At 67.0% G+C, this 19,144-nt stretch carries 19 protein-coding genes; 13 read left to right on the top strand and 6 right to left on the bottom strand.

The genetic code is table 11. The annotated features are described in order from the left end of the window. Nucleotides 1-23: 23 nt before the first annotated feature. On the bottom strand, nucleotides 24-830 hold the full coding sequence (locus G6N67_RS12760) for a L,D-transpeptidase (protein WP_036430708.1): 807 nt from the start codon (nucleotides 828-830) through the stop codon (nucleotides 24-26). A gap of 194 nt (nucleotides 831-1,024) precedes the next feature. On the opposite strand from G6N67_RS12760, the gene G6N67_RS12755 reads away from it, so the two are divergent. Then, complete coding sequence (locus G6N67_RS12755; RefSeq protein ID WP_036430706.1) at nucleotides 1,025-2,386, top strand: CoA transferase; 1,362 nt, start codon at nucleotides 1,025-1,027, stop codon at nucleotides 2,384-2,386. 9 nt (nucleotides 2,387-2,395) lie between these two features. On the opposite strand, the gene G6N67_RS12750 is transcribed toward G6N67_RS12755, so the two are convergent. Next, complete coding sequence (locus G6N67_RS12750; RefSeq protein WP_036430705.1) at nucleotides 2,396-2,878, bottom strand: MarR family winged helix-turn-helix transcriptional regulator; 483 nt, start codon at nucleotides 2,876-2,878, stop codon at nucleotides 2,396-2,398. Nucleotides 2,879-3,092: 214 nt separating this feature from the next. On the opposite strand from G6N67_RS12750, the gene G6N67_RS12745 reads away from it, so the two are divergent. From G6N67_RS12745 to G6N67_RS12705, 9 genes are all read left to right on the top strand, one after another. Then, nucleotides 3,093-3,566: an MmpS family transport accessory protein gene (locus G6N67_RS12745; RefSeq protein WP_051578599.1), complete on the top strand. Its 474-nt coding sequence runs from the start codon at nucleotides 3,093-3,095 to the stop codon at nucleotides 3,564-3,566. Beyond that, on the top strand, nucleotides 3,545-6,400 hold the full coding sequence (locus G6N67_RS12740) for an MMPL/RND family transporter (RefSeq protein ID WP_036430704.1): 2,856 nt from the start codon (nucleotides 3,545-3,547) through the stop codon (nucleotides 6,398-6,400). The genes G6N67_RS12745 and G6N67_RS12740 overlap by 22 nt, the downstream gene beginning before the upstream one ends. A 4-nt stretch (nucleotides 6,401-6,404) precedes the next feature. Then, on the top strand, nucleotides 6,405-6,848 hold the full coding sequence (locus G6N67_RS12735; RefSeq protein WP_036430701.1) for a hypothetical protein: 444 nt from the start codon (nucleotides 6,405-6,407) through the stop codon (nucleotides 6,846-6,848). A 210-nt stretch (nucleotides 6,849-7,058) separates the two neighbouring features. Next, complete coding sequence (locus G6N67_RS12730; protein ID WP_051578598.1) at nucleotides 7,059-9,656, top strand: sensor histidine kinase; 2,598 nt, start codon at nucleotides 7,059-7,061, stop codon at nucleotides 9,654-9,656. Next, nucleotides 9,653-10,096 (top strand): roadblock/LC7 domain-containing protein, encoded by a 444-nt coding sequence (locus G6N67_RS12725; protein WP_051578597.1) that lies wholly within the window; start codon nucleotides 9,653-9,655, stop codon nucleotides 10,094-10,096. The genes G6N67_RS12730 and G6N67_RS12725 overlap by 4 nt, the downstream gene beginning before the upstream one ends. After that, nucleotides 10,096-10,473 carry a DUF742 domain-containing protein gene (locus G6N67_RS12720; protein WP_036430699.1) on the top strand — a complete coding sequence of 126 codons (378 nt, stop codon included), beginning with the start codon at nucleotides 10,096-10,098 and terminating at the stop codon, nucleotides 10,471-10,473. Before G6N67_RS12725 ends, G6N67_RS12720 begins: the two co-directional genes overlap by 1 nt. Continuing rightward, the gene (locus G6N67_RS12715) at nucleotides 10,454-11,038 is read left to right on the top strand and encodes a GTP-binding protein (RefSeq protein ID WP_036430697.1); all 585 of its coding nucleotides are present in this window, start codon (nucleotides 10,454-10,456) and stop codon (nucleotides 11,036-11,038) included. The genes G6N67_RS12720 and G6N67_RS12715 overlap by 20 nt, the downstream gene beginning before the upstream one ends. A gap of 22 nt (nucleotides 11,039-11,060) precedes the next feature. Further along, the gene (locus G6N67_RS12710) at nucleotides 11,061-11,843 is read left to right on the top strand and encodes an MHYT domain-containing protein (RefSeq protein ID WP_036430695.1); all 783 of its coding nucleotides are present in this window, start codon (nucleotides 11,061-11,063) and stop codon (nucleotides 11,841-11,843) included. A gap of 63 nt (nucleotides 11,844-11,906) precedes the next feature. Continuing rightward, the gene (locus tag G6N67_RS12705) at nucleotides 11,907-12,902 is read left to right on the top strand and encodes a glycoside hydrolase family 6 protein (RefSeq protein WP_063835106.1); all 996 of its coding nucleotides are present in this window, start codon (nucleotides 11,907-11,909) and stop codon (nucleotides 12,900-12,902) included. A 10-nt stretch (nucleotides 12,903-12,912) separates the two neighbouring features. Here the strand turns inward: G6N67_RS12705 and G6N67_RS12700 are convergent, their stop codons facing one another. Both G6N67_RS12700 and G6N67_RS12695 read right to left on the bottom strand, forming a co-directional pair. Continuing rightward, nucleotides 12,913-13,209: a type II toxin-antitoxin system RelE/ParE family toxin gene (locus G6N67_RS12700; protein ID WP_036430693.1), complete on the bottom strand. Its 297-nt coding sequence runs from the start codon at nucleotides 13,207-13,209 to the stop codon at nucleotides 12,913-12,915. Beyond that, a complete protein-coding gene (locus tag G6N67_RS12695) occupies nucleotides 13,206-13,457 on the bottom strand; it encodes a type II toxin-antitoxin system ParD family antitoxin (protein ID WP_036430692.1) in 252 nt (83 codons plus the stop codon). The genes G6N67_RS12700 and G6N67_RS12695 overlap by 4 nt, the downstream gene beginning before the upstream one ends. Nucleotides 13,458-13,709: 252 nt before the next feature. Here G6N67_RS12695 and G6N67_RS12690 point away from each other — a divergent pair, with 252 nt between their 5' ends. Beyond that, entirely contained in the window at nucleotides 13,710-15,575 is a 1,866-nt protein-coding gene (locus tag G6N67_RS12690) for a hypothetical protein (RefSeq protein ID WP_036430690.1), read from the top strand. A 95-nt stretch (nucleotides 15,576-15,670) separates the two neighbouring features. Next, the gene (locus G6N67_RS12685) at nucleotides 15,671-16,699 is read left to right on the top strand and encodes a fused (3R)-hydroxyacyl-ACP dehydratase subunits HadA/HadB (protein WP_036435013.1); all 1,029 of its coding nucleotides are present in this window, start codon (nucleotides 15,671-15,673) and stop codon (nucleotides 16,697-16,699) included. Between the two features lie 10 nt (nucleotides 16,700-16,709). Here the strand turns inward: G6N67_RS12685 and G6N67_RS12680 are convergent, their stop codons facing one another. Beyond that, complete coding sequence (locus tag G6N67_RS12680; protein ID WP_036430688.1) at nucleotides 16,710-17,486, bottom strand: AraC family transcriptional regulator; 777 nt, start codon at nucleotides 17,484-17,486, stop codon at nucleotides 16,710-16,712. Nucleotides 17,487-17,576: 90 nt separating this feature from the next. Between G6N67_RS12680 and G6N67_RS12675 the strand changes: the two genes are divergently transcribed. Beyond that, on the top strand, nucleotides 17,577-18,269 hold the full coding sequence (locus G6N67_RS12675) for an O-methyltransferase (protein ID WP_036430686.1): 693 nt from the start codon (nucleotides 17,577-17,579) through the stop codon (nucleotides 18,267-18,269). 6 nt (nucleotides 18,270-18,275) lie between these two features. On the opposite strand, the gene G6N67_RS12670 is transcribed toward G6N67_RS12675, so the two are convergent. Further along, nucleotides 18,276-19,055 carry a DUF1906 domain-containing protein gene (locus G6N67_RS12670; RefSeq protein WP_036430684.1) on the bottom strand — a complete coding sequence of 260 codons (780 nt, stop codon included), beginning with the start codon at nucleotides 19,053-19,055 and terminating at the stop codon, nucleotides 18,276-18,278. Nucleotides 19,056-19,144 lie beyond the last annotated feature (89 nt).

Below are 19,144 nucleotides of genomic sequence, written 5' to 3'. Positions count from 1 at the left end.
TACCTGCCCGGCGCCGATGCCGGTCACTCCTGGACGATGACGGGATCGCCGACGTTGACGGTGTTGAAGTACCACTCTGCGGCTGCCGGGATCAGACTGATGCAGCCATGGCTGGTGTTCTCCAGCCCCATCGATGCGACTGCCCACGGCGCCGAGTGCACGTAGATTCCGCGGCGCGTGATCCGCACGGCGTAATCCACCTCGAGACGGTATCCGTCGTCGGCATCGACGGGCACACCGACGCTGCTGGAATCCATGATCACCGAACGGTCTTTCTCCAGAACGGTGTAATTGCCGACGGGGGTGGGATATTCGGGCCTGCCCATGGACGCCAGCAGTACCCCGTCCTCACCCAGGTGCGGCAGGTGGTGCGGCGCGGGCAACGGTATCGGTGCCCCCTCGGCGACCCCGTCGATCGTCACGGTGAACGTGTGATCCGAGATGTCGGCAACCCCGACCACGGCCGGGCCGGTTTGGAACTGCGTCGGCCTGTTGCTGACCGAAAGGCTCACGGTGCTGTGCGCTGGCCAGTACTGATCTGGAACCCATTGCACGACATTGCTTTCGAGCCACTCATACTTGCCTGTCCTGGCGGGATCGGACTTCACCGCTAGCGACCGCTCGGCAGCAGTGCGGTTGGCGACCGGCCGCGCGAAGGTGACCACAACCGGGTGTCCCACCCCGACCACTGCACCTTGCGCCGGCGCGATCGACTCGACGGCTTTGCCGATCGGGAGGCTGACCGCTGTCGGGTCAACGCCTGCGGTACCACCGAAAACGGCCATGGAGACCACGACCAACGCGAGAACACCCTGAACAACCGCCCGCATCAATCCGATCCCTCTATGACGACCACCCCGGCCTTTGACGTTGTCATGGTAGAGGCGCCCTGCCCGCCGAACGTGACGGCGCGCGTTGACGATTCGGTCAAGTGTTCGTCACGGTTCGGCCACGGCGCGGGTTTGTGTCCCGAGGGCCGGGAGGCGGCGGGGAACGGTCGCGCCGACCGCGATACGGTGCCTCTATGCAGACCGCCACGCCGGAGATCCCTGACCTGTACCGGTGGCTGGCCCCGGCGATCGGGCCGATCGACGATGCCGACGCGGCGCGAGTGTCAGGCCCACGGTCCTGGTGGGGCGGACCGCTCGATGTCGAAGGCCTCGCCCTCGGCAGTGTCCGAACCGCGCTGACCGCGGCTCAGCTCGCGTTCGGCCGCACCGAGCGTTTCCACACCGACAGCGCCTCTGTGGCAGCTGCTTTCGCGTCTCTCGATCATCTTCGCGTCGCCGGGCGCGCGCCCGAGGGATTCGCCCCGATGTCCGGTTACTTCCAGGCTCGCGACGGCTGGGTGCGGCTGCACGCGAACTATCCGCATCACGCCCGCGCGCTGTCGGATGCCCTGGGTGTCAGCACCAAGGAGGAACTCACCGCGACGATCGCGTCGCTGCCTGCGGACGAGATTGCCGAACGCGTCACGGTCGCAGGCGGTCTCGCCGTCACCCTTCGGGCCCCCCAGGACTGGCGTGCCGGCCCGCAAGGCCGCTACGTCGACACGCAACCATGGATCCGGTTCGACCTGACGGATGTGCTCGGGCCCGCCCTCGAATCCGGCCGCCGGCTCGCGGGCGTACGGATCCTCGACCTCACCCGCGTGATCGCGGGCCCCGTCGCCACCAGGTTCCTCGCGCTCCTCGGTGCCGACGTGCTGCGCGTCGACCCGCCCGCGATTCCCGAACTCATCGATCAGTACATCGACAGCGGATTCGGGAAGCGCAGCGCTACAGCCGACTTCGCCGATCGCGTGCAATGCGAGAAGCTCACTGCCCTGCTCCGGCACGCCGATGCAGTCATCATGGGATACCGGCCGGGGACGCTGGCCGAGTTCGGCCTGGACCCCGTGGCGTTGCGCGAGCGGTTCCCGGGTCTGCTGGTGGTCACGCTGGACGCGTGGGGAGATCAGGGCCCGTGGGGAGGTCGTCGCGGATTCGATTCGCTGGTGCAATGTGCCACCGGCATCGGCCGGCTGTACGGCCGCACGGATTCCGACGGCGGGTGGCGGCCCGGCGCGCTACCCGTTCAGGCGCTCGACCACGCCAGCGGTTACGGCGTCGCGGCCGCCACGCTGGCGCTACTCGCCCGACGGTCCACCGCCGGTGCCGGCTCGGCCCATCTGTGCCTGGCGAGGACCGCGCATCTGCTCCTCGACCTGCCTGCTACCCGACGTGAGGGCCGGGAACTGCCAGTACCGCGCGCTGAGGCCGAATCCGTGTTCGGCCGACTGTCTTTCGCGGCCCCGCCGGCGTTTTCCGGTGGCGACCGCATCGGCTATTCAGCTCCGCCCGGCCCGTACGGTGCGGACGCACTCGAATGGCAGACCAGCAGCTGACGACGCCGGTCAGGCGGCACCGTGGGCGTGGGCGCCTGCCCGCGTATCGGCGATCTCGCGCATCTGATCGACGAGCCGTGCGGAGACCTGCGCGGCGAGCCACAGCGACGTCCGATCGTCTTCCGACAACCCGGCCAACAGCGCGGCGATGCGTTGCTTGCGGACGACGGCTCGCTCCTCCCACAGGCGACGGCCACCTTCGCTGACCTTGACCAGACACGCCCGCCCGTCGGCCGGATCGCTGCAACGCTCCACCAGCCCTTGGTTTTCCAGCCGCTGTACCAGCTGCGTCATGCCCGATTGACTCGCGCCCTCCGCCTCGGCGAGCGCCGTCACCCGCATCGGGCCCTCCCGGTTCAGGCGGACCAGCACCAGCGTCGCGCTCGCACTCAAACTGTCGCGATCGGCGAGGTGCCGCCACATCAGGTCTGCGCTCGCCACGAGCATCGCCGAAACGGCTTCCACGCTGTTGTCGAAGGATTCGGTGCCCACGCGCTATTTATATCATCAGTAGGAAGTACATTGCGGCCCGTATGAATATCCGGGCGCGTCTCGCTTCTGTTGTCCGCGTCCGGTAACTCCGGTCAATACTTGCGATTTTCTCGATATCTGCCTAACCGCGCCTCCTGTCAGGTTGCTGTGAACATCGCGTAGGCGCGACGTACGTCTTGAGCATTGGTTCCTATATGCGATATAAGTTGCCATCATGATCGTGGACAAGCCCGCGAATGATCGCGTGCTCCGACGCTCGCCACGCCGCACCTTCCTGCAGCAGGGATGGCTCGCTCTGGTGACCGTCGTCGCCCTCGGCGTGGGCGGGCTCGGCGTCTGGAAGGTGCACCAGATGTCCGAGCCGGTGCCGGTGCCGACGGTCCTCGCCGCGCAGGCGCCCGAGCAGTTCACGCCGAAAGAGCTCACGTACGAGCTGTTCGGCTCCATCGGCGACGGCGGAATCTTGAGTTACGTCGACATCGACGGGCATCCGCACAAGGTGGATCTCACCGAGCTGCCGTGGTCGCACACCGAGACGACCACCTTGACCGTCGTGTCCGGCAGTATGTCGGCACAGGTCAACGGCGGTGAGGTCGGCTGCCGGATGTTGGTCAACGGCGTTGTGCGCGACGAACAATCGTCGACCCACTCCGAAGCCGATGTGACCTGCCGGGTGAAGTCCGCGTGAGCGCACACCGGGCAGGCAGGCCGCTGGTCGCGAGCACCGTGCGGGTGCTGGCCGTACCGATCATCGTGTTCTGGGGGCTGCTGGCCGTCACCACCAACACCTTCATCCCTCAGGTCGAACGGGTCGCCGAGCAACTCGCCGGATCGATGATTCCCAGCTACGCGCCGTCACAGGTCGCGATGCTGCGCATCGGCGAGAAGTTCCAGGAATCCACCTCCACGAGCCTGACCATGGTGGTTCTTGAAGCCGACCGCCCGCTCGACGACGGCGACCACAGGTACTACGACGACCTGATGAACCGGCTCAAGCAGGATCGCGAGCATGTTCAGTACGTCATGGACCTGTGGGGCAAGCCGATCACCGCTGCCGGCGCCCAAAGTGTCGACGGCAAGGCGACTTTCGTGTTGTTGCGGCTCGCGGGCAACATCGGCCAACTCCAGGCGAACGAGTCCGTCGACGCCGTCCGGGACATCATCGCCCACGACACCCCGCCACCGGGCCTCAAGGTCTACGTCAGCGGGGCCGCGCCGCTGGCGTCGGACACCCTGACGATCGCCAACTCCAGCCTCAACAACATCACGATCCTGACGATCATCCTCATCGTCATCATGCTGCTCGTGGTCTACCGCTCGTTGCCCAACCTGCTGGTGCCGCTGGTCAGCGTCTTGATCGAAATGCTTGTCGCCAAAGGCGTCATCGCCACGCTGGGGCATTTCGGCGTCATCCCGTTGTCTTCGTTTGCGGTGAACATCGTCGTCGCGCTGACCCTTGGCGCGGGAACGGATTACGGCATCTTCCTGCTGGGCCGGTATCAGGAGGCCAGGCAGCACGGCGAGAGCCGCGAAGACGCGTTCTACACCGCCTACCGCAGCGTCGCCCCCGTGATCATCGGCTCGGGCCTGACCATTGCAGGCGCCTGCTACTGCCTCAGTCTGGCCCGGCTGGACTACTTCCACACCATGGGCCCCGCGGTGGCCATCAGCATGTTGTTCACCATCGCCGCCGCCCTGTCACTCGCGCCGGCGATCCTCACACTCGGCAGCCTGTTCGGCCTGTTCGACCCGCGTAAGGCCACCAAAGGCGTGCTGTACCGGAGAATCGCGACGAGCGTGGTGCGATGGCCGAAACCCGTGTTCGTCGCAAGCTGCGCCGTCGTGATGATCGGAGCGGTGTTCGTCCCGACGTACCGGGTCAGCTACGACGACCGGGCCTACCAACCTGCCGATGGTCCGGCCAACGTCGGTTTCGAAGCGGCGGACCGGCACTTCTCGCAGAGCAAGCTGTTCAGCGAGATGCTGATGGTCGAAAGCGACCACGACATGCGCAACTCTGCGGACTTCATCTCGCTGGACCGCGTCGCCAAGAGCCTCATCCGGCTCCCGGGTGTCGCGATGGTGCAGAGCATCACGCGCCCGCTGGGCCGGCCGCTCGAGCACGCCACGATTCCGTACCTGTTCACCACACAGGGCAGCGGAAGCGGTCAGCAACTGCCGTTCACCGAACAACAGAACGAAAACACCGACCGGCAGGCCGCGATCCAGGCGCGTTCGGTCGAGGTGCTGCAGAAGGTGATCGGGCTGACCCAGCAGATGGCCGACGAACTGCATTCGACGGTGCTCACGCTGGAGAACCTCAAGCAGGTCACCGACGACATGAACGCAGGGATATCCAATCTCGACGACTTCCTGCGGCCGTTGAAGAACTACTTCTATTGGGAACCCCATTGTTTCGACATCCCGGGGTGCTGGGCGATGCGCTCGCTGTTCGACTCGCTCGACGGCATCGACAGTCTTGACGCGCAGATCGCCGACGCCGTGACATCGTTCGAGGCCATCGATCGCCTGCTGCCGCAGATGATCTCGCAGCTGGAGCGGATGATGTCGGACAGCCGGTCGTTGCTCGGTGTCATCACCAACAACTACGGACCCGCGCATCTGCAGTCCACGCAGACGGATCAGACGTACTACGACCTCATCAACGTGGGCAACGACTTCGACCAGTCCCGCAGTGACGACTTCTTCTACATCCCCCGTGAGGCCTTCGACAACGAGGACGTCAAGACCGGTATGCAGCTGATGATGTCCCCCGACGGCAAGGCCGCCCGGTTCATCGTCACCCACGAGGGCAACGCCATGGGCCCGGAGGGCATCGATCACGTCAACCAGTTCCCCGACGCGATCCAGGCCGCGCTCAAGGAGACCTCGCTGGCGGGCGCCAAGATCTACATCGGCGGAGCGGGCTCGAACAACAAGGACATCAAAGCCTATGCCGCGTCCGATCTGCTGATCGTGGCGATCGCCGCGATCGTGTTGATCTTCCTGATCATGCTCTACCTGACCCGAAGCCTGGTCGCGGCGCTGGTCATCCCAGGCACGGTGGCATTCTCCTACGCGGGTGCGTTCGGCCTGTCAATCCTGGTGTGGCAGCACCTGATCGGCCTGCATCTGCACTGGCTTGTGCTGCCGCTGACCTTCATCATCCTGGTCGCGGTCGGCTCGGACTACAACCTGCTGCTGATCTCGCGTGTCAAGGAGGAGACCGGCGCCGGGCTGAACACCGGGCTGATCCGCGCGCTCGGGAGTACGGGTGGCGTCGTGACGTCCGCCGGCCTGGTGTTCGCGTTCACGATGCTGGCAATGCTCATCAGTGATCTGCGCACCATCGGGCAGGTCGGCTCGACGGTGTGCATCGGCCTGCTGCTCGACACCCTGATCGTGCGGTCGTTCATCGTGCCGTGCCTGCTGCGGTTGCTCGGCCCGTGGTTCTGGTGGCCCACCTTCATCCGCCAGCGGCCGTTACGCCGGCACCGGACCCGGCAGCTGCAGGAGGCGTGACCACATGACGACGTCGAGCCTCTACGGCATCCTGGCGATCATCTCGTTCGCCCTGATCTGGGTGTTCGCCGTCGTCGCGTTCGTGTTCGCGAGGCGGATGACGGGCCGCGCGCACGTCACGGCCGAGCTGGGCATCGGTGTGCTGGCGGCGACGCTGCGCAAGGTCCGCAGACGCGAACCCCTTTCCGACGACGAACTGGGCCTCGCGCGGCAGGTGCTCGCCGACCGAGGCAGCGTCTTGGCGCTCGCCGTTCCCGCGACCCTGTTCTGCCTCGGCTGCTTCTACGTCTTCGGCAGCCTCGAGCAGTTGCACGGGCGCACTCCCTCCGAGCGGACGTTCCTCGGTGTGTTCCCGATGCTCACGTCGACCAACATGGCGATCCAGATTCTCCGGAGCGCACGGTTGAAACGGCGGCTGCCGAAGCCTGTTCGGCCGCAGGGCGGATGAGGCCGTCGGCCGTCAAACCGACAATCGTAGGGTTTTCTTACTTTCGGGAGAACGCCCATGTAGGCGCACTGCACAATTGACGCGGATGCGCCAGCGAACCCGCCGCGGTTAGCCCCGTCGATGCAGAATCGTTACCCCTCATCTAGCCTGTGCGGTGGCCGAGTTCAGCTACCTGAACGTCAATTAGCTCGGTCGAAGGGTGGTACGGCCGTGGATGCACATGCTCCGAACGTCGGTGAACATGCGCAATCGACGGTGTCACGAGCATCTATAGAAGGATGGCCGCTGCGCTGGAAGGTCGCGGCGACGCTGATCCTGCCCATTCTGCTGGCGGCGACATTCGGCGCGGTCCGGATCTACAACGAGCTCTCTGCGGCGTCGGAGTTGAAGGTCGCGTCCGACAGCGCCGCGATCGTCGTACCTGCCGTCGAGCTGGTCGACCGGCTCGACGGCCTCGCCTACGCGGCGGCCTCGGGCGCCCCGCTCGACGAGCCGCTCGAACAGTTCGACACGAGCGCGGCTGCGCTCGCATCGCTGACCGCATCGGCTGAACTCGACCCGACAGTCGCGGCCGAGCTGACCACCGCGTCCTCGACGGCCAAGACGCTGCGCGACGAGATCGGGGCGGGCGCCGTCCCGCAGCCACAGCTCGCCGACCGTGCGCGCAGTGCCACGACCGGGGTCATCTCGGCCATCGCGACCACCACTTCGTCGGTCGACGACGCCACGGTCCGGCCGCTGGCGGAGCAGCTCGTGTCCGCCCTCGCGGCGCAACGCGCGCTGACCACCCAGCGGGTGCTGACCACCACGCCCGGTTTCGCCGACTCGGTCGAGTTGCGGACCGCGGCCGCGGACGCCGCAGGCGCGGAAGCCGCGGCGATCGATCGCCTCGACCAGCTGGCCCTGTCCGATGAGGACGCGACGCTGCGCGGAGCCTCCGACGTTCGCCGCGCCACCTACACCCGCCCGCTCGGCGAGCCCGTGGACACCGCCGAGTTCACCGGCGCTATGCAGGCGAGCGTCGACCAGTACCGCACGATGACGCAGCAGCTGGCGTCCGATCTCGATGACACGCTGCGCACCCGCGCCAACGCGCTGCGGTCCGACGCGCTGCGCGACACCGCGATCATCCTCGGCGCGGTGTTGGCCGCCCTGGTCTTCGCGCTGGCCGTCGGCCGGTCCCTGATCCGCTCCATCGGACGTCTGCGTCGCGGTGCCCTGCACGTCGCCCAGGTCGAGCTGCCCGAGGAGATCGAACGGCTCAGCAAGGGCGGCGGTCTTCCCGAGATCACCGCGCTGCCGGTCCGCACCAACGAAGAGGTCGGGCAGCTGGCACGCGCGATCGACGACATCCACTCGCAGGCTGTGCGCCTCGCGAGCGAGCACGGTGTACGCCTGCAGATCGGCGACATGTTCGAAACCCTCTCCCGGCGCAGCAGGTCGCTGGTCGAAGAGCAGCTGGCCCTGATCGAGGCACTGGAACTCGACGAGGAAGATCCCGCGCGCCTCGAGCATCTCTTCCGGCTCGATCACCTCGCGACCCGTATGCGACGCAACGGCGACAACCTGCTGGTGCTCGCCGACACCGCGGAACGCCACCGCACCTCGGGCCCGGTCACGTTGCCGGACGTGCTGCGCGCCGCGATGTCCGAGGTCGAGGAGTACCGCCGTGTCCAGGTCGGCCAGATGGTCGACGTCTCGATCGTCGGGCCGGCCGCCGGAGACATCGGCCACCTGATCGCCGAGCTGCTCGACAACGCACTGCGGTACTCACCGCCCGAGGCACCGGTCGTGGTGACGGTCGGACGCGCGGTCGACGGCGGCGTGCTGGTCGAGGTCGCCGATCGCGGCCTCGGCATGCCGAAGGAAGATCTGTCCGCGGCCAACGAACGCCTCGCGCTCGGTGGCGAGGTCACCTCCGAGACCGCCAAGCGAATGGGCCTGTTCGTCGTCGGGCGGCTGGCGCGCCGGCACGACGCGACCGTGCGCCTGCGCACCACCGCCGGGTTGACCGATCGGCCCGGTGTGACCGCGAGCGTGCACCTGCCCGGCACACTGATCGCCCCGCCTGCCGGGTTCGTGGATCCCGCCGACGACGCGCGTACCAGCCTGTTCTCCGACACGCCTCGGATGACCGGATCCGGGCCCGCGCCGGATCACGCGCCGCAGCCCAACGGTGCTCCCACGGCGAGCCCGGCGGGTGGATCGAACGGTGCGGTCCACACGGCCCGCAACGGCAGCACGCTGCCCAAGCGGTCTCCTGGTGCCAGCGGTGTCAACGGCGCGGTCGGCGCCGCGAACGGCATGACCGCACCCGAGCCTGCGCCCGCCGAGGAGCCGGCACCCCAGGCCCGGCCGAACGCGCTTTCCTTCTTTACTGCGGCGACCGCTACCGCGTCGACGCAGTCCCCGGCACCCGCCGAACGTGCGTCGGCGCCGACGGCGCGGCTCGACGTCGAGTCCGAGAGCGCGCCGATCTTCGAGCGCATGACGTCCGAATGGCTCATGGACCCGACCGCGCCCGAGTCACGCGCGCGCGCCTGGGTCAGCGCCACCGACGCGGGCTGGGCCGCCGCCGCGAACGCCGCCGAACAGGAGCCCAAGCGGCACACCGCCTCCGGATTGCCGATCCGCGAGCGGGGCGCCCGCCTGGTGCCGGACGACGCCCTACCCGGGTCCGGCGCGAGAGCAGACGTGGGGAAGGATCCCGGAGCGATCCGGGACATCCTGAGCCGGCAGCTGGCCGGTGTCCGTAGGGGCCGAGCCGAAACCGATGCAGCAGATCGCCGAACCGAAGGAGACCGATGAACACCGGCACGCAACCAGACGATCGGACGGCCGGATCTGCTGCTGCCACCAAGCGAACCCTCGACTGGTTCGTGTCGAACTTCGTCCGCGACGTGCCGGGCGTGTCGCACGCGATCCTGGTGTCGGCCGACGGCCTGCTGATGGCGTCGAATTCGCATCTGCCCGCCGATCGCGCCGAGCAGTTGGCCGCGGTGACATCGGGTCTGGCGAGCCTGTCGACCGGTGCCGCCCGGCTGTTCGAGGCGGGCAACGTGCGCCAGTCGATCGTCGAGATGGACGACGGCTTCCTGCTGTTGATGGGTGTCGGGAACGGTTCGTATCTCGCGACGCTGGCGTCCGTGTCATGCGACATCGGGCAGGTCGGGTACGAGATGGCGTTGCTCGTCGACCGGGTCGGCAAGACCATCCAGGCGACTCCGCGTGCCGCGCAGGGAGTTTGATGACGCTCAGCATGAACAGGCCTGAGCAGAAGCAGTCGGCGAGCCGTGCCCGGCCGTACACGTTGACGGGCGGGCGCACCCGGGCCCGCATCGAGATGCCGATCGAGGCTCCCGTGGAGGCCCTGGTGTCGAGCGACGAACTCGACGTGGCGCCCGGCGACGTCCACGCCGTCATCGTCCGGTTGTGCGGCCGGCGGCCGTCCATCGCCGAGATCTCCGCGTACGCCGGTCTGCCGATCGGCGTCACGCGGGTGCTGGTCGGCGATCTCGTGGAGAGCGGACACCTTCGCGTGCACGCCACGCTGACCGACCGTTCGACCGCAACGGAGCGGCGCCGACTCATCGAAAGGACACTCAGTGGCTTACGCGCCCTCTGACTCTGACGCCGCGGTGTCGTCGACAAAGATCGTGATCGCAGGCGGCTTCGGCGTCGGCAAGACCACGTTCGTCGGCGCCGTGTCGGAGATCGCGCCGCTGCGCACCGAAGCCCTCGTCACGAACGCGTCGCAGGGTCACGACGATCTCGAAGCGATCCCCGGCAAGGAAACCACCACGGTCGCCATGGATTTCGGCCGCATCACGATCGCGGACGACCTGGTGCTGTATCTGTTCGGCACGCCCGGCCAGCGCCGGTTCTGGTTCATGTGGGACGACCTGGTCCACGGCGCGATCGGTGCCGTGGTGCTGGTCGACACCCGCAGGCTCGAGGACAGCTTCGCCGCCGTCGACTTCTTCGAGGCGCGCAGCCTGCCGTTCCTGATCGCCGTCAACCAGTTCGACGACGCCCCCGTACACGATGCCGACGACCTACGTGAGGCGCTCGCCGTGTCGCCGGGCGTTCCCATCATCAACGTCGATGCACGGCAACGCGATTCGGCGAAGAACGCACTGATCGCCATCACCTCGTATGCGCTGGACCGCCTCGCGGCCACAGCGCCCTGATCCACATCGCTAGGAACCGAAAATGAACCACCACGTACACCACTTCGACATGGGCCTCTGGCTGCTGTTCCTGGCGTACATCGTCTCCGTGACCGGCTCGGTCGTCGGCCTGGCATGTACCCGCTGCAGCGCCCGCGCGGACAACGAACGCGACCGGCTGCGCTGGCTGCTCATGGCGTCGATCGCGATCGGCGGTGTCGGCATCTGGCTCATGCACTTCATCGCGATGCTGGGCTTCGCGGTCCCGAACACCGTTGTCCGCTACCACCTCGGCTGGACCATCGCGTCGGCCGTGCTGGCCATCTCGGCGGTGTTCATCGGGCTGATCACCAGCGGCCGCACGTTCGATCTGCGCCGGCTCATCGCCGGCGGCGTGATCACGGGCCTGGCGGTGGCGGTCATGCACTACACCGGCATGTGGGCGGTGCAGATCCAGGGCACGATCTCCTACGACAAGTTCCTCGTGGCGCTGTCGTTCCTGATCGCCGTCGTCGCGGCAACCGCCGCCCTGTGGTTCACGCTCGTCCTCAAGTCACGCGGGCTGCGGTTCATCGCGGGCCTCGTGATGGGTGTCGCCGTCGTCGGCATGCACTTCACCGGCATGGCCGCGGTCCGGGTGACCGTCGACCGCACGATGCCCGTGCCTGCCGGTCCCGAGGTGTTCTCGTTCCTGTTCCCGGTCTTCGTGATCGGCCTGCTCGCGCTCGTCGTCCCGATCACCGCCGTCATGTTGGCACCCGACCCCAGCGCCAACGACGGTGAATCCGAGGAACGCCCCGTCGTCACGACGGGACGGCATCGGTAAGCCCAGCCCCAAGTGTCACCCGGATTGGCGATCGCCACGTCGCCCCATTATTTTTCTGGGGTGATGTCCTCAGCTGCTGGTGCAGTCGCGCGGTGTATCGCTCCTTTCCTGACAGTTGCCACAGTGGTAGGCGTGGGTCTCGCCGCCGCCCCGGCTCCGGTCGATCCCGCCCCGGCGATCCGCCTGGTCGATGAGGCCAACCCGCTGGACGGCATGCCGTTCTACGTCAACCCCAAATCCGCGGCGATGCGCGCCGCGCAGGCGGATCCCGCGAGCCCCCAACTGGCCGCGATCGCCAACACTCCGCAGGCGTACTGGATGGACCAGGCCTCGACTCCGGCGGTCGACGCGAAGTACATCGCCGCGGCGCAGGCCGCGGGCACCCGGCCGGTGCTGGCGCTCTACGGCATCCCGCACCGCGACTGCGGCAGCTTCGCCGCCGGCGGTTTCTCGTCGGGCGCGGCATACCGTGGGTGGATCGACGGCGTTGCCGCAGCCATCGGCGGTGGGCCGGCAGCGGTCATCCTCGAACCCGACGCGCTCGCCATGGCCGACTGCCTGTCGGCCGATCAGCGCCAGGAACGCTTCGACCTGATGGGCTACGCCGTCGACACGCTTACCCGCAACCCCGGCACGGCCGTGTACATCGACGCCGGGCACTCGCGCTGGCTCAGCGCCGACGACATGGCCGCGCGGCTGAACCAGGTCGGCGTCGCCAAGGCGCGGGGATTCAGTCTCAACACCGCGAACTTCTTCACCACCGATGAGGAGATCGGTTACGGCGAGGCGATTTCGGCGCAGACCAACGGGGCGCACTACGTGATCGACACGTCACGCAACGGCGCGGGCCCGACCGACGACGCGCTCTATTGGTGCAACCCCACGGGCCGCGCACTCGGCACGCCGCCCACGACGGCCACCGCCGGACCGCACGCCGATGCTTACCTGTGGGTCAAGCGTCCCGGCGAATCCGACGGAACATGCGACCGCGGCGAGCCGCAGGCGGGCCGCTTCGTGAGCCAGTACGCCATCGACCTGGCGCGCAACGCGGGACATTAGCCGGCAGCGTTCAGTCGAAGTACCGGTCCACGTCCATTCGTTGGTGGAGGATGCGCACAACGTCAACCATGTCGCCACCGCCGATCCGGTAGTACAGCGTATGGGATCCGACAGCGTGCTTGCGGTATCCGGGGCGGACGTCGTCGCACGCCCGTCCGATCATGGGATTCGCGACGATACGTTCGACCGCGAGCTGGATTTCACGGACGTATTCCTCCGCCTGCTTGATGTCCCATCGTTCACACGTGTAATCCCAGATTGATTCCAGGTCCGCCCGCGCAGCGGGTGAAAGGACATAACGACTCACCGCGCGCGGGGTTCTTCAGTTCGCTTGCCCGCGATGAATTGATCGAAGTCGAACGGTGTTGATTCGCCGCTTCGTTCACCGGCGATGAGTTCCCGACGCAATGCCCGCAGGCGGGTCTCACGGTCCTCCAGCAGTCGCAGTGCTGTACGAACGACATCGCTGGCCGAGCGGTACCGGCCCGATGCGACCTCCTCCTCGATGAAAGAGCTGAAATGCTCGTCGAGGCTGAATGACGTGTTCTTACCCACGCCGCCAAGATACCAATTATTGGTATCTGGCGAGCAGTGAAGGCAACAGCTGCACTCCAACGGACGATGGCTCGCAGCTTTGACGTGGACGGGCCTGCGCCGCCCAATCGCCTGGATCGGCATTCCTCTGTCAAAAGCCAAGAATGACATCACGCGATGTCATATATTGAGCCGACTCGTGTTCGCCGCGGCCGGTCCAATCGCGACCGGAGCAACGGACATCACGGTGGAATGTCAAGGGGGACATCGATAATGGTGCAAGATCCACGCTGCCCGAAGAACCGTAGACCGATCCGGTACGGACTTTCCGTCGCGGTGGTCGGGATCGGCATCGGCATCGCCGGCGCGAGCGGACACGCGGTGGCGTGGGCGGAACCTGACGCCGCTGGCACATCGAGTGCACCGGATTCGTCGGACAAGGCCGCGGACAAGACATCGAGCCAGTCGAGCACGCACACCAACAAGGGGCCCAAGAAGCCCGCGTTCGGTCACGGGCAGCGGCAGAACCGGCCGCAGCCGAAGACAAAGACCGATGACGCGGGGACCAGCGGCGAAGCGTCGTCCGATGCGGATTCGGTTACGGACTCGGATACCGAAGCACCGCCCCGCAAGCGGAGCAGCGACAAGCCGAAAACTCTTGCCGAGCAGGCTGACTCGATTGCCGAAACCCTCGGCGGAATATTCCACGGCACGAAGCCTGAGGCTCCGATCCGGATCGATGTCCCCGGCGCCGCAGATCGCCCGACCCGCAAATCCCCGATTTCGCTACCCCGCACCGCGACGAAACGCCTGACGGCGACAGATACCCCGCCGGCGCCGGCGAGAGATACCGCCGTGGCACAGGTGACCACCGTGGTGGACAAGGTGACCGAGGCCGTCACCGCGGTCACGCCCAAGCTCACCGCGGAACCGACCCGCCAGATCGCCAGAGTCGCCGCGGTGGCGCCCTCCCCCACCTCGCCCACTGCGCCGAGCGAGCCAGAGCCGCTGTCACCGATCGAGCAGATCGCCGCGATTCCGGGCCGCGTCGTGAACGCCGTCCTGGAAACGCTGGACATCACCACGTCGGCCAACGGGCCGAAGAGCCCGATCAACTTCGATCCCATCGACGAAGCGCTGTGGGCGGCGTTCCGCGGCGTCGAAGAGAAGCTCGGCCTGACCAAAGCCCCAGCCGGACAACAAGAGCCGCCCAAGCTCGTCTACACGGGCCCCACCACGGGCAAGACCCCGACGGTGGAACAGTTCCTCAACGCCGCGACTGCCGAGTACGTGCTCGGCGGGCAACCGGGTGATTTGAAGCCGTTCACGGTCGACGGCAAGCAGATGGAATCCACGAACGTGCTGTCGGGCTCGTCGGGCAAGGCATGGGTGACGCCCGACGGCCAGATCATCATCGCCTACCAGGGCACCACGGGCGGCACGAACCTGTTGGCCAACCCGTTCATCGCGGTCTCCCAGGTGATCACCGACGCCCAGGTGATCTTCACCGACACCACACCTCAGGCGTTCACCGACTCGCTGGCCTTCGAGCAGGAGGTGGAGGCGGCCGCGATCGCACAGGGTTACCGAAGGGAAGACATCTTCGTCACCGGCCACTCGCTCGGCGGGTGGGAGGCGGCCTACGTCGCTCAGCAAACCGGGTTGGGCGGCATCGGTTTCGAAAGCCCCGGCCTCAACTCCACGGTCCCTGGCAACGGCGCCAACTCCGGATTCGTCAACATCCTCACCTACGGCGACACCGCGGCCTACTTCTCGACCGACCTGCCCGGCCTGCAGCCGTTCATGCCGGAGTATGTGCCCGGGGGCGGTAGCAAGCCGCACTACGGCTCGATCGTGATGATCGGCGACCCCGCCGCCGCGATACCACTCACGAACGCCTCGGCGCTGTGGGGCACCAGCCCCATCGGCAGCGCGATCTTCATCGTCGATATCCTCGGCAACTTCTTCCAGTACCACCTGCCCGGCGTGCAGGCCTACCACCTTGGCGTCACGCCGGATCCCGGTGTCGTGCCCTGGCTGGGCAGCCCGATGGGCGCGGTCAACGCCGCCTACGCCGACATGACGATTCCGGAGCTGCAGAAGGCGGCGTCGGACGCGGGGACACTGATCGTGCCGTAGCGGCGGCGCCTCGACTTGTATCGCAGCACTGTGCGCGCGTTAGTGTGCTCAGGTCGGCTTCAGCGAATATGCCGACCGGAAAGTTGAGCAAAGCCATGACCGCAGCAGATACGTCGACACTCGAATCCCGCGTCGGCCACTACTACCAGGTGGATGACACCTACCTGGTCGGCCGCGAAAAGGTACGTGAGTACGCCCGAGCCGTGCAGGACTACCACCCGGCACACTGGGATCTCGACGCCGCCGCCAAGCTGGGCTATTCGGGCCTGGTCGCGCCGCTGACGTTCACCTCGACCCCGGCCATGGCAGCCAACCGCCATCTCTTCGAGTCGGTGGTTGTCGGCTACGACACCTACCTGCAGACCGAAGAGGTCTTCGAGCAGCACCGCCCGATCGTCTCGGGCGACGACCTGTCGGTCGACGTCGAACTGTCGTCGGTCCGCCGCATCGCGGGCCGAGACCTCATCACCGTCACCAACACCTTCACCGACACCGCGGGCGAGCGGGTGCACACCCTGCACACCACCGTCGTCGGCCTCACCGCCGAGGATGTCGATCCCACGATCAAGGCCGCCGTGCAGAAGGCGATGATGCACGACGTGAACATCCTCGGAGTCGGGGAATCCGAGGCTCCTTACGAGAAGACGGTGCGTCCCGAGGGCGACATCCACATCGCCGAGGCCGGCACGACCCGCGTACCGGGGACACCGTCCTTCGACGACGTCAAGGTGGGCGACGCGCTGCCGGTGCATCACACCCGGCTGTCCCGCGGCGACCTCGTCAACTATGCCGGCGTGGCCGGCGATGCCAACCCGATTCACTGGGACGAGGACATCGCCAAACTGGCAGGCCTGCCCGACGTGATCGCCCACGGAATGCTCACCATGGGGCTGGGCGCCGGATTCGCCTCCGCGTGGACGGGCGACCCGGGTGCGGTCACCCGCTACGCCGTGCGGCTGTCACAGCCGGCGATCGTGTCTGCCGCCGAAGGTGCCGACATCGAGTTCAGCGGGCGAGTCAAGTCGCTGGATCCCGAAACCCGCTCGGGCATCGTCATTGTCGCGGCGAAGTCCGGTGACCGGAAGATCTTCGGCCTGGCGACCATGCACGTGCGCTTCCGCTGAGCCGGCGAGTTCACGGCCGGTCCAGCTCGGCCTGGTAGCGGCCCGGGGTCTGACCGACAACCGACGTGAAGGCGTCGATGAAACTCGTCGGGTTCGACCACCCGCACTCCACGGCGGTGGCGGTGACCGACCAGCCGTTGGTGAGATGAAGCAAGGCGTGATGGACCCGCAATATGGTGCGCCAACGGTGAAAACTCATCCCGAACTCGGTGTGGAACAGCCGGCTCAAGGTACGTTCACTCGCTCCGACGGTCCGGCCGAGTTCGCCCAAGGTCGCGGGCCGGGCCGGGTCGGCATACAGCAGATCCGTAACGGCACGCAGCCGGTCGTCGCGTGGTTCGGGCAGGTGCAGCGGCTGCTCGGGGGCTTCGACAAGCTCGTCGAGCACCACCGCCCGCAACCGTTCGTAGGCGCCGCGACGGGTCTCGCGCCGATCGGTGAGCGCCAAGATCGCCTCGCGCAGTAGCGAACTCACCGCGAACACACTGGGCTGTCGCGCCAGTTCGCAGCACAGTTCGACAGGGACGACGACTATGCGGACATCCGTCCTGCCGTAGAAGCGATGCGAATGCGCAAATCCGGGCGGGGTCCAGGTCACGCGGTTCGCGGGCGCCACCCACGTTCCGCGCTCGGTCGTGGTGGCCAGGGCGCCGAACGCCGGATATACCAGCTGACCTTCGGTGTGGCGGTGCACGCCGATGTGGACGCCGTCGGTGAGCCACCCAGTGCTGTGCGGCGCGCCCGCCGGGTAGGTCGGCGGGACGACAGGTTGGCGGGTTTCCGGCATCGACCGTCACATTAGCGGTGGTGCAACCACTTTTGTTAGGTAACCCTTAGTTCGTCATCTGACACCCGGAACCGACCAAGGGAGCTATCCATGGACACCCTCACCTCACCGCCTGTCGCCGACGTGCTGAACCGGCTGTTCGCCGAGGCGCAAGCCGCCGACGGGTCACTGGAGGCGCAATGGGCCGACGCACTGGCCGACAACGGCGAGGAGATCGCGAAACTGCTGGCGCGCGAAGCCGCAGACTACAAGGCTGTCTACCGCGAGTTCGCCGACAATTACCTGAACGTGTCGGCCGAGCTCGGCCGCTTCCTCTACATCTGTGCACGCGCCCGCCAGGCGAAGAACATCGTGGAGTTCGGGACGTCATTCGGCATCTCGACGATCCATCTCGCGGCGGCCGTCCGCGATGGCGGCGGAGGTCATCTCATCAGCACCGAACTGGAGCCGACCAAAGCCGGTCGCGCGCAAGACAATCTGGCCGCCGCCGGCTTGGCCGACGTCGTGGAGATCCGCGTCGGCGACGCCCTTGAAACACTTCGCGACGACGTCGGTGGCCAGGTCGATCTGGTCCTGCTCGACGGGGCATGGAGCCTGTATCTCCCGGTGCTGCGACTTCTCGAAACCCGGTTGGCGCCAGGCGCTCTGGTCATCGCAGAGAACGCTGTCGACGAGACGGGTGACTACCTCACCTATGTCCGCAATCCCGGCAACGGGTACCGATCCATGCCGCTGCCGTTCGAACCGCGCCGCGGTAACGAACTGTCGGTGCGCACGGGCTGACCGGCGCTATCGGGGTAAGTCCCACTGGCCGAAATCGGCTGCGAGAACGTCATTCACGTCGACGTGTACGCCGTCGATCACGAAACCCGGGTCGGATGCCGTGACGACTTCGCGCTGGAACAGCACCGCGGCCGGCTCGCGCTCGCCCCGCGACCATGCCTTGGTCTGCCACGCCCAGCGGTAACCCGGGCTGGTCGAGGAACCGACGACACCGTCGGCGATGGCCCAGCCGCACTGGCGCCTGCCGCCATAGATTCCGGTGCGCGCCACTCCCAAGACGGAGTTGATTCCCCGAAACCACTGGGCTGCCAAGGTTTTCCACGTTGTGGCATCGATGTCCTCGTCGACGCTGAAGAAGATCGGCGCCGACGCGGGGCCACCGGCCGCGGTGTGCAGCCCCACCGCGGTCTGGGCGTCGGCCACACCCCCGTTGTAACCACGGGTGAAGTCCGATGGGGTCGGCCAGCCGGGTTTGCCGAACTGGTAGCAACTGACGATCTGCAACCCCGCTGACCGGAGACGGTCGGCGTAGTCACGGGTGACCGGCTTGAAGTCGAAGGTGGCTCCCGGCCGCAGTTCGGACACGTACACCAGTGCGCCACCGAAGCCTGCGGATTTGATCTGCTCGGGCTGCACCAACCGGTCGGCGAAGTCGATGAGCTGCAGACCCTCGGCAACGGCCCGCGGAGTACTGAGCGCCGCGGCCAGCGCGCCCGGGACGGCCAATGCCGGCGCGAACACCGCGGCAGATCTGAGGACTTCACGCCGTGAAGCGGATCGCGTCACGGCGTGAAGCGTATCCGCGGCGGCCGGTACCGGTCCAGAAGCGGCACCTCGATCCGTGCCGCAAGTCGCGCGATATCGTTCCCGCAGTC

Origin of the sequence: Mycolicibacterium mageritense (genome assembly GCF_010727475.1) — a bacterium.
Taxonomy (GTDB): domain Bacteria; phylum Actinomycetota; class Actinomycetes; order Mycobacteriales; family Mycobacteriaceae; genus Mycobacterium; species Mycobacterium mageritense.
The sequence above is the reverse complement of the archived record's forward strand: the minus strand, read 5'-3'. Positions and strand labels throughout refer to the sequence as shown.

What these genes read in the sequence shown, in the direction of transcription:
- G6N67_RS12745 (WP_051578599.1), top strand. Translation starts at nt 3,093, where the DNA reads ATGATCGTGGACAAGCCCGCGAATGATCGCGTGCTCCGACGCTCGCCA.
- G6N67_RS12680 (WP_036430688.1), bottom strand. Translation starts at nt 17,486, where the DNA reads ATGCCGGAAACCCGCCAACCTGTCGTCCCGCCGACCTACCCGGCGGGC.
- G6N67_RS12760 (WP_036430708.1), bottom strand. Translation starts at nt 830, where the DNA reads ATGCGGGCGGTTGTTCAGGGTGTTCTCGCGTTGGTCGTGGTCTCCATG.
- G6N67_RS12735 (WP_036430701.1), top strand. Translation starts at nt 6,405, where the DNA reads ATGACGACGTCGAGCCTCTACGGCATCCTGGCGATCATCTCGTTCGCC.
- G6N67_RS12725 (WP_051578597.1), top strand. Translation starts at nt 9,653, where the DNA reads ATGAACACCGGCACGCAACCAGACGATCGGACGGCCGGATCTGCTGCT.
- G6N67_RS12690 (WP_036430690.1), top strand. Translation starts at nt 13,710, where the DNA reads ATGGTGCAAGATCCACGCTGCCCGAAGAACCGTAGACCGATCCGGTAC.
- G6N67_RS12685 (WP_036435013.1), top strand. Translation starts at nt 15,671, where the DNA reads ATGACCGCAGCAGATACGTCGACACTCGAATCCCGCGTCGGCCACTAC.
- G6N67_RS12720 (WP_036430699.1), top strand. Translation starts at nt 10,096, where the DNA reads ATGACGCTCAGCATGAACAGGCCTGAGCAGAAGCAGTCGGCGAGCCGT.
- G6N67_RS12675 (WP_036430686.1), top strand. Translation starts at nt 17,577, where the DNA reads ATGGACACCCTCACCTCACCGCCTGTCGCCGACGTGCTGAACCGGCTG.
- G6N67_RS12705 (WP_063835106.1), top strand. Translation starts at nt 11,907, where the DNA reads ATGTCCTCAGCTGCTGGTGCAGTCGCGCGGTGTATCGCTCCTTTCCTG.
- G6N67_RS12755 (WP_036430706.1), top strand. Translation starts at nt 1,025, where the DNA reads ATGCAGACCGCCACGCCGGAGATCCCTGACCTGTACCGGTGGCTGGCC.
- G6N67_RS12710 (WP_036430695.1), top strand. Translation starts at nt 11,061, where the DNA reads ATGAACCACCACGTACACCACTTCGACATGGGCCTCTGGCTGCTGTTC.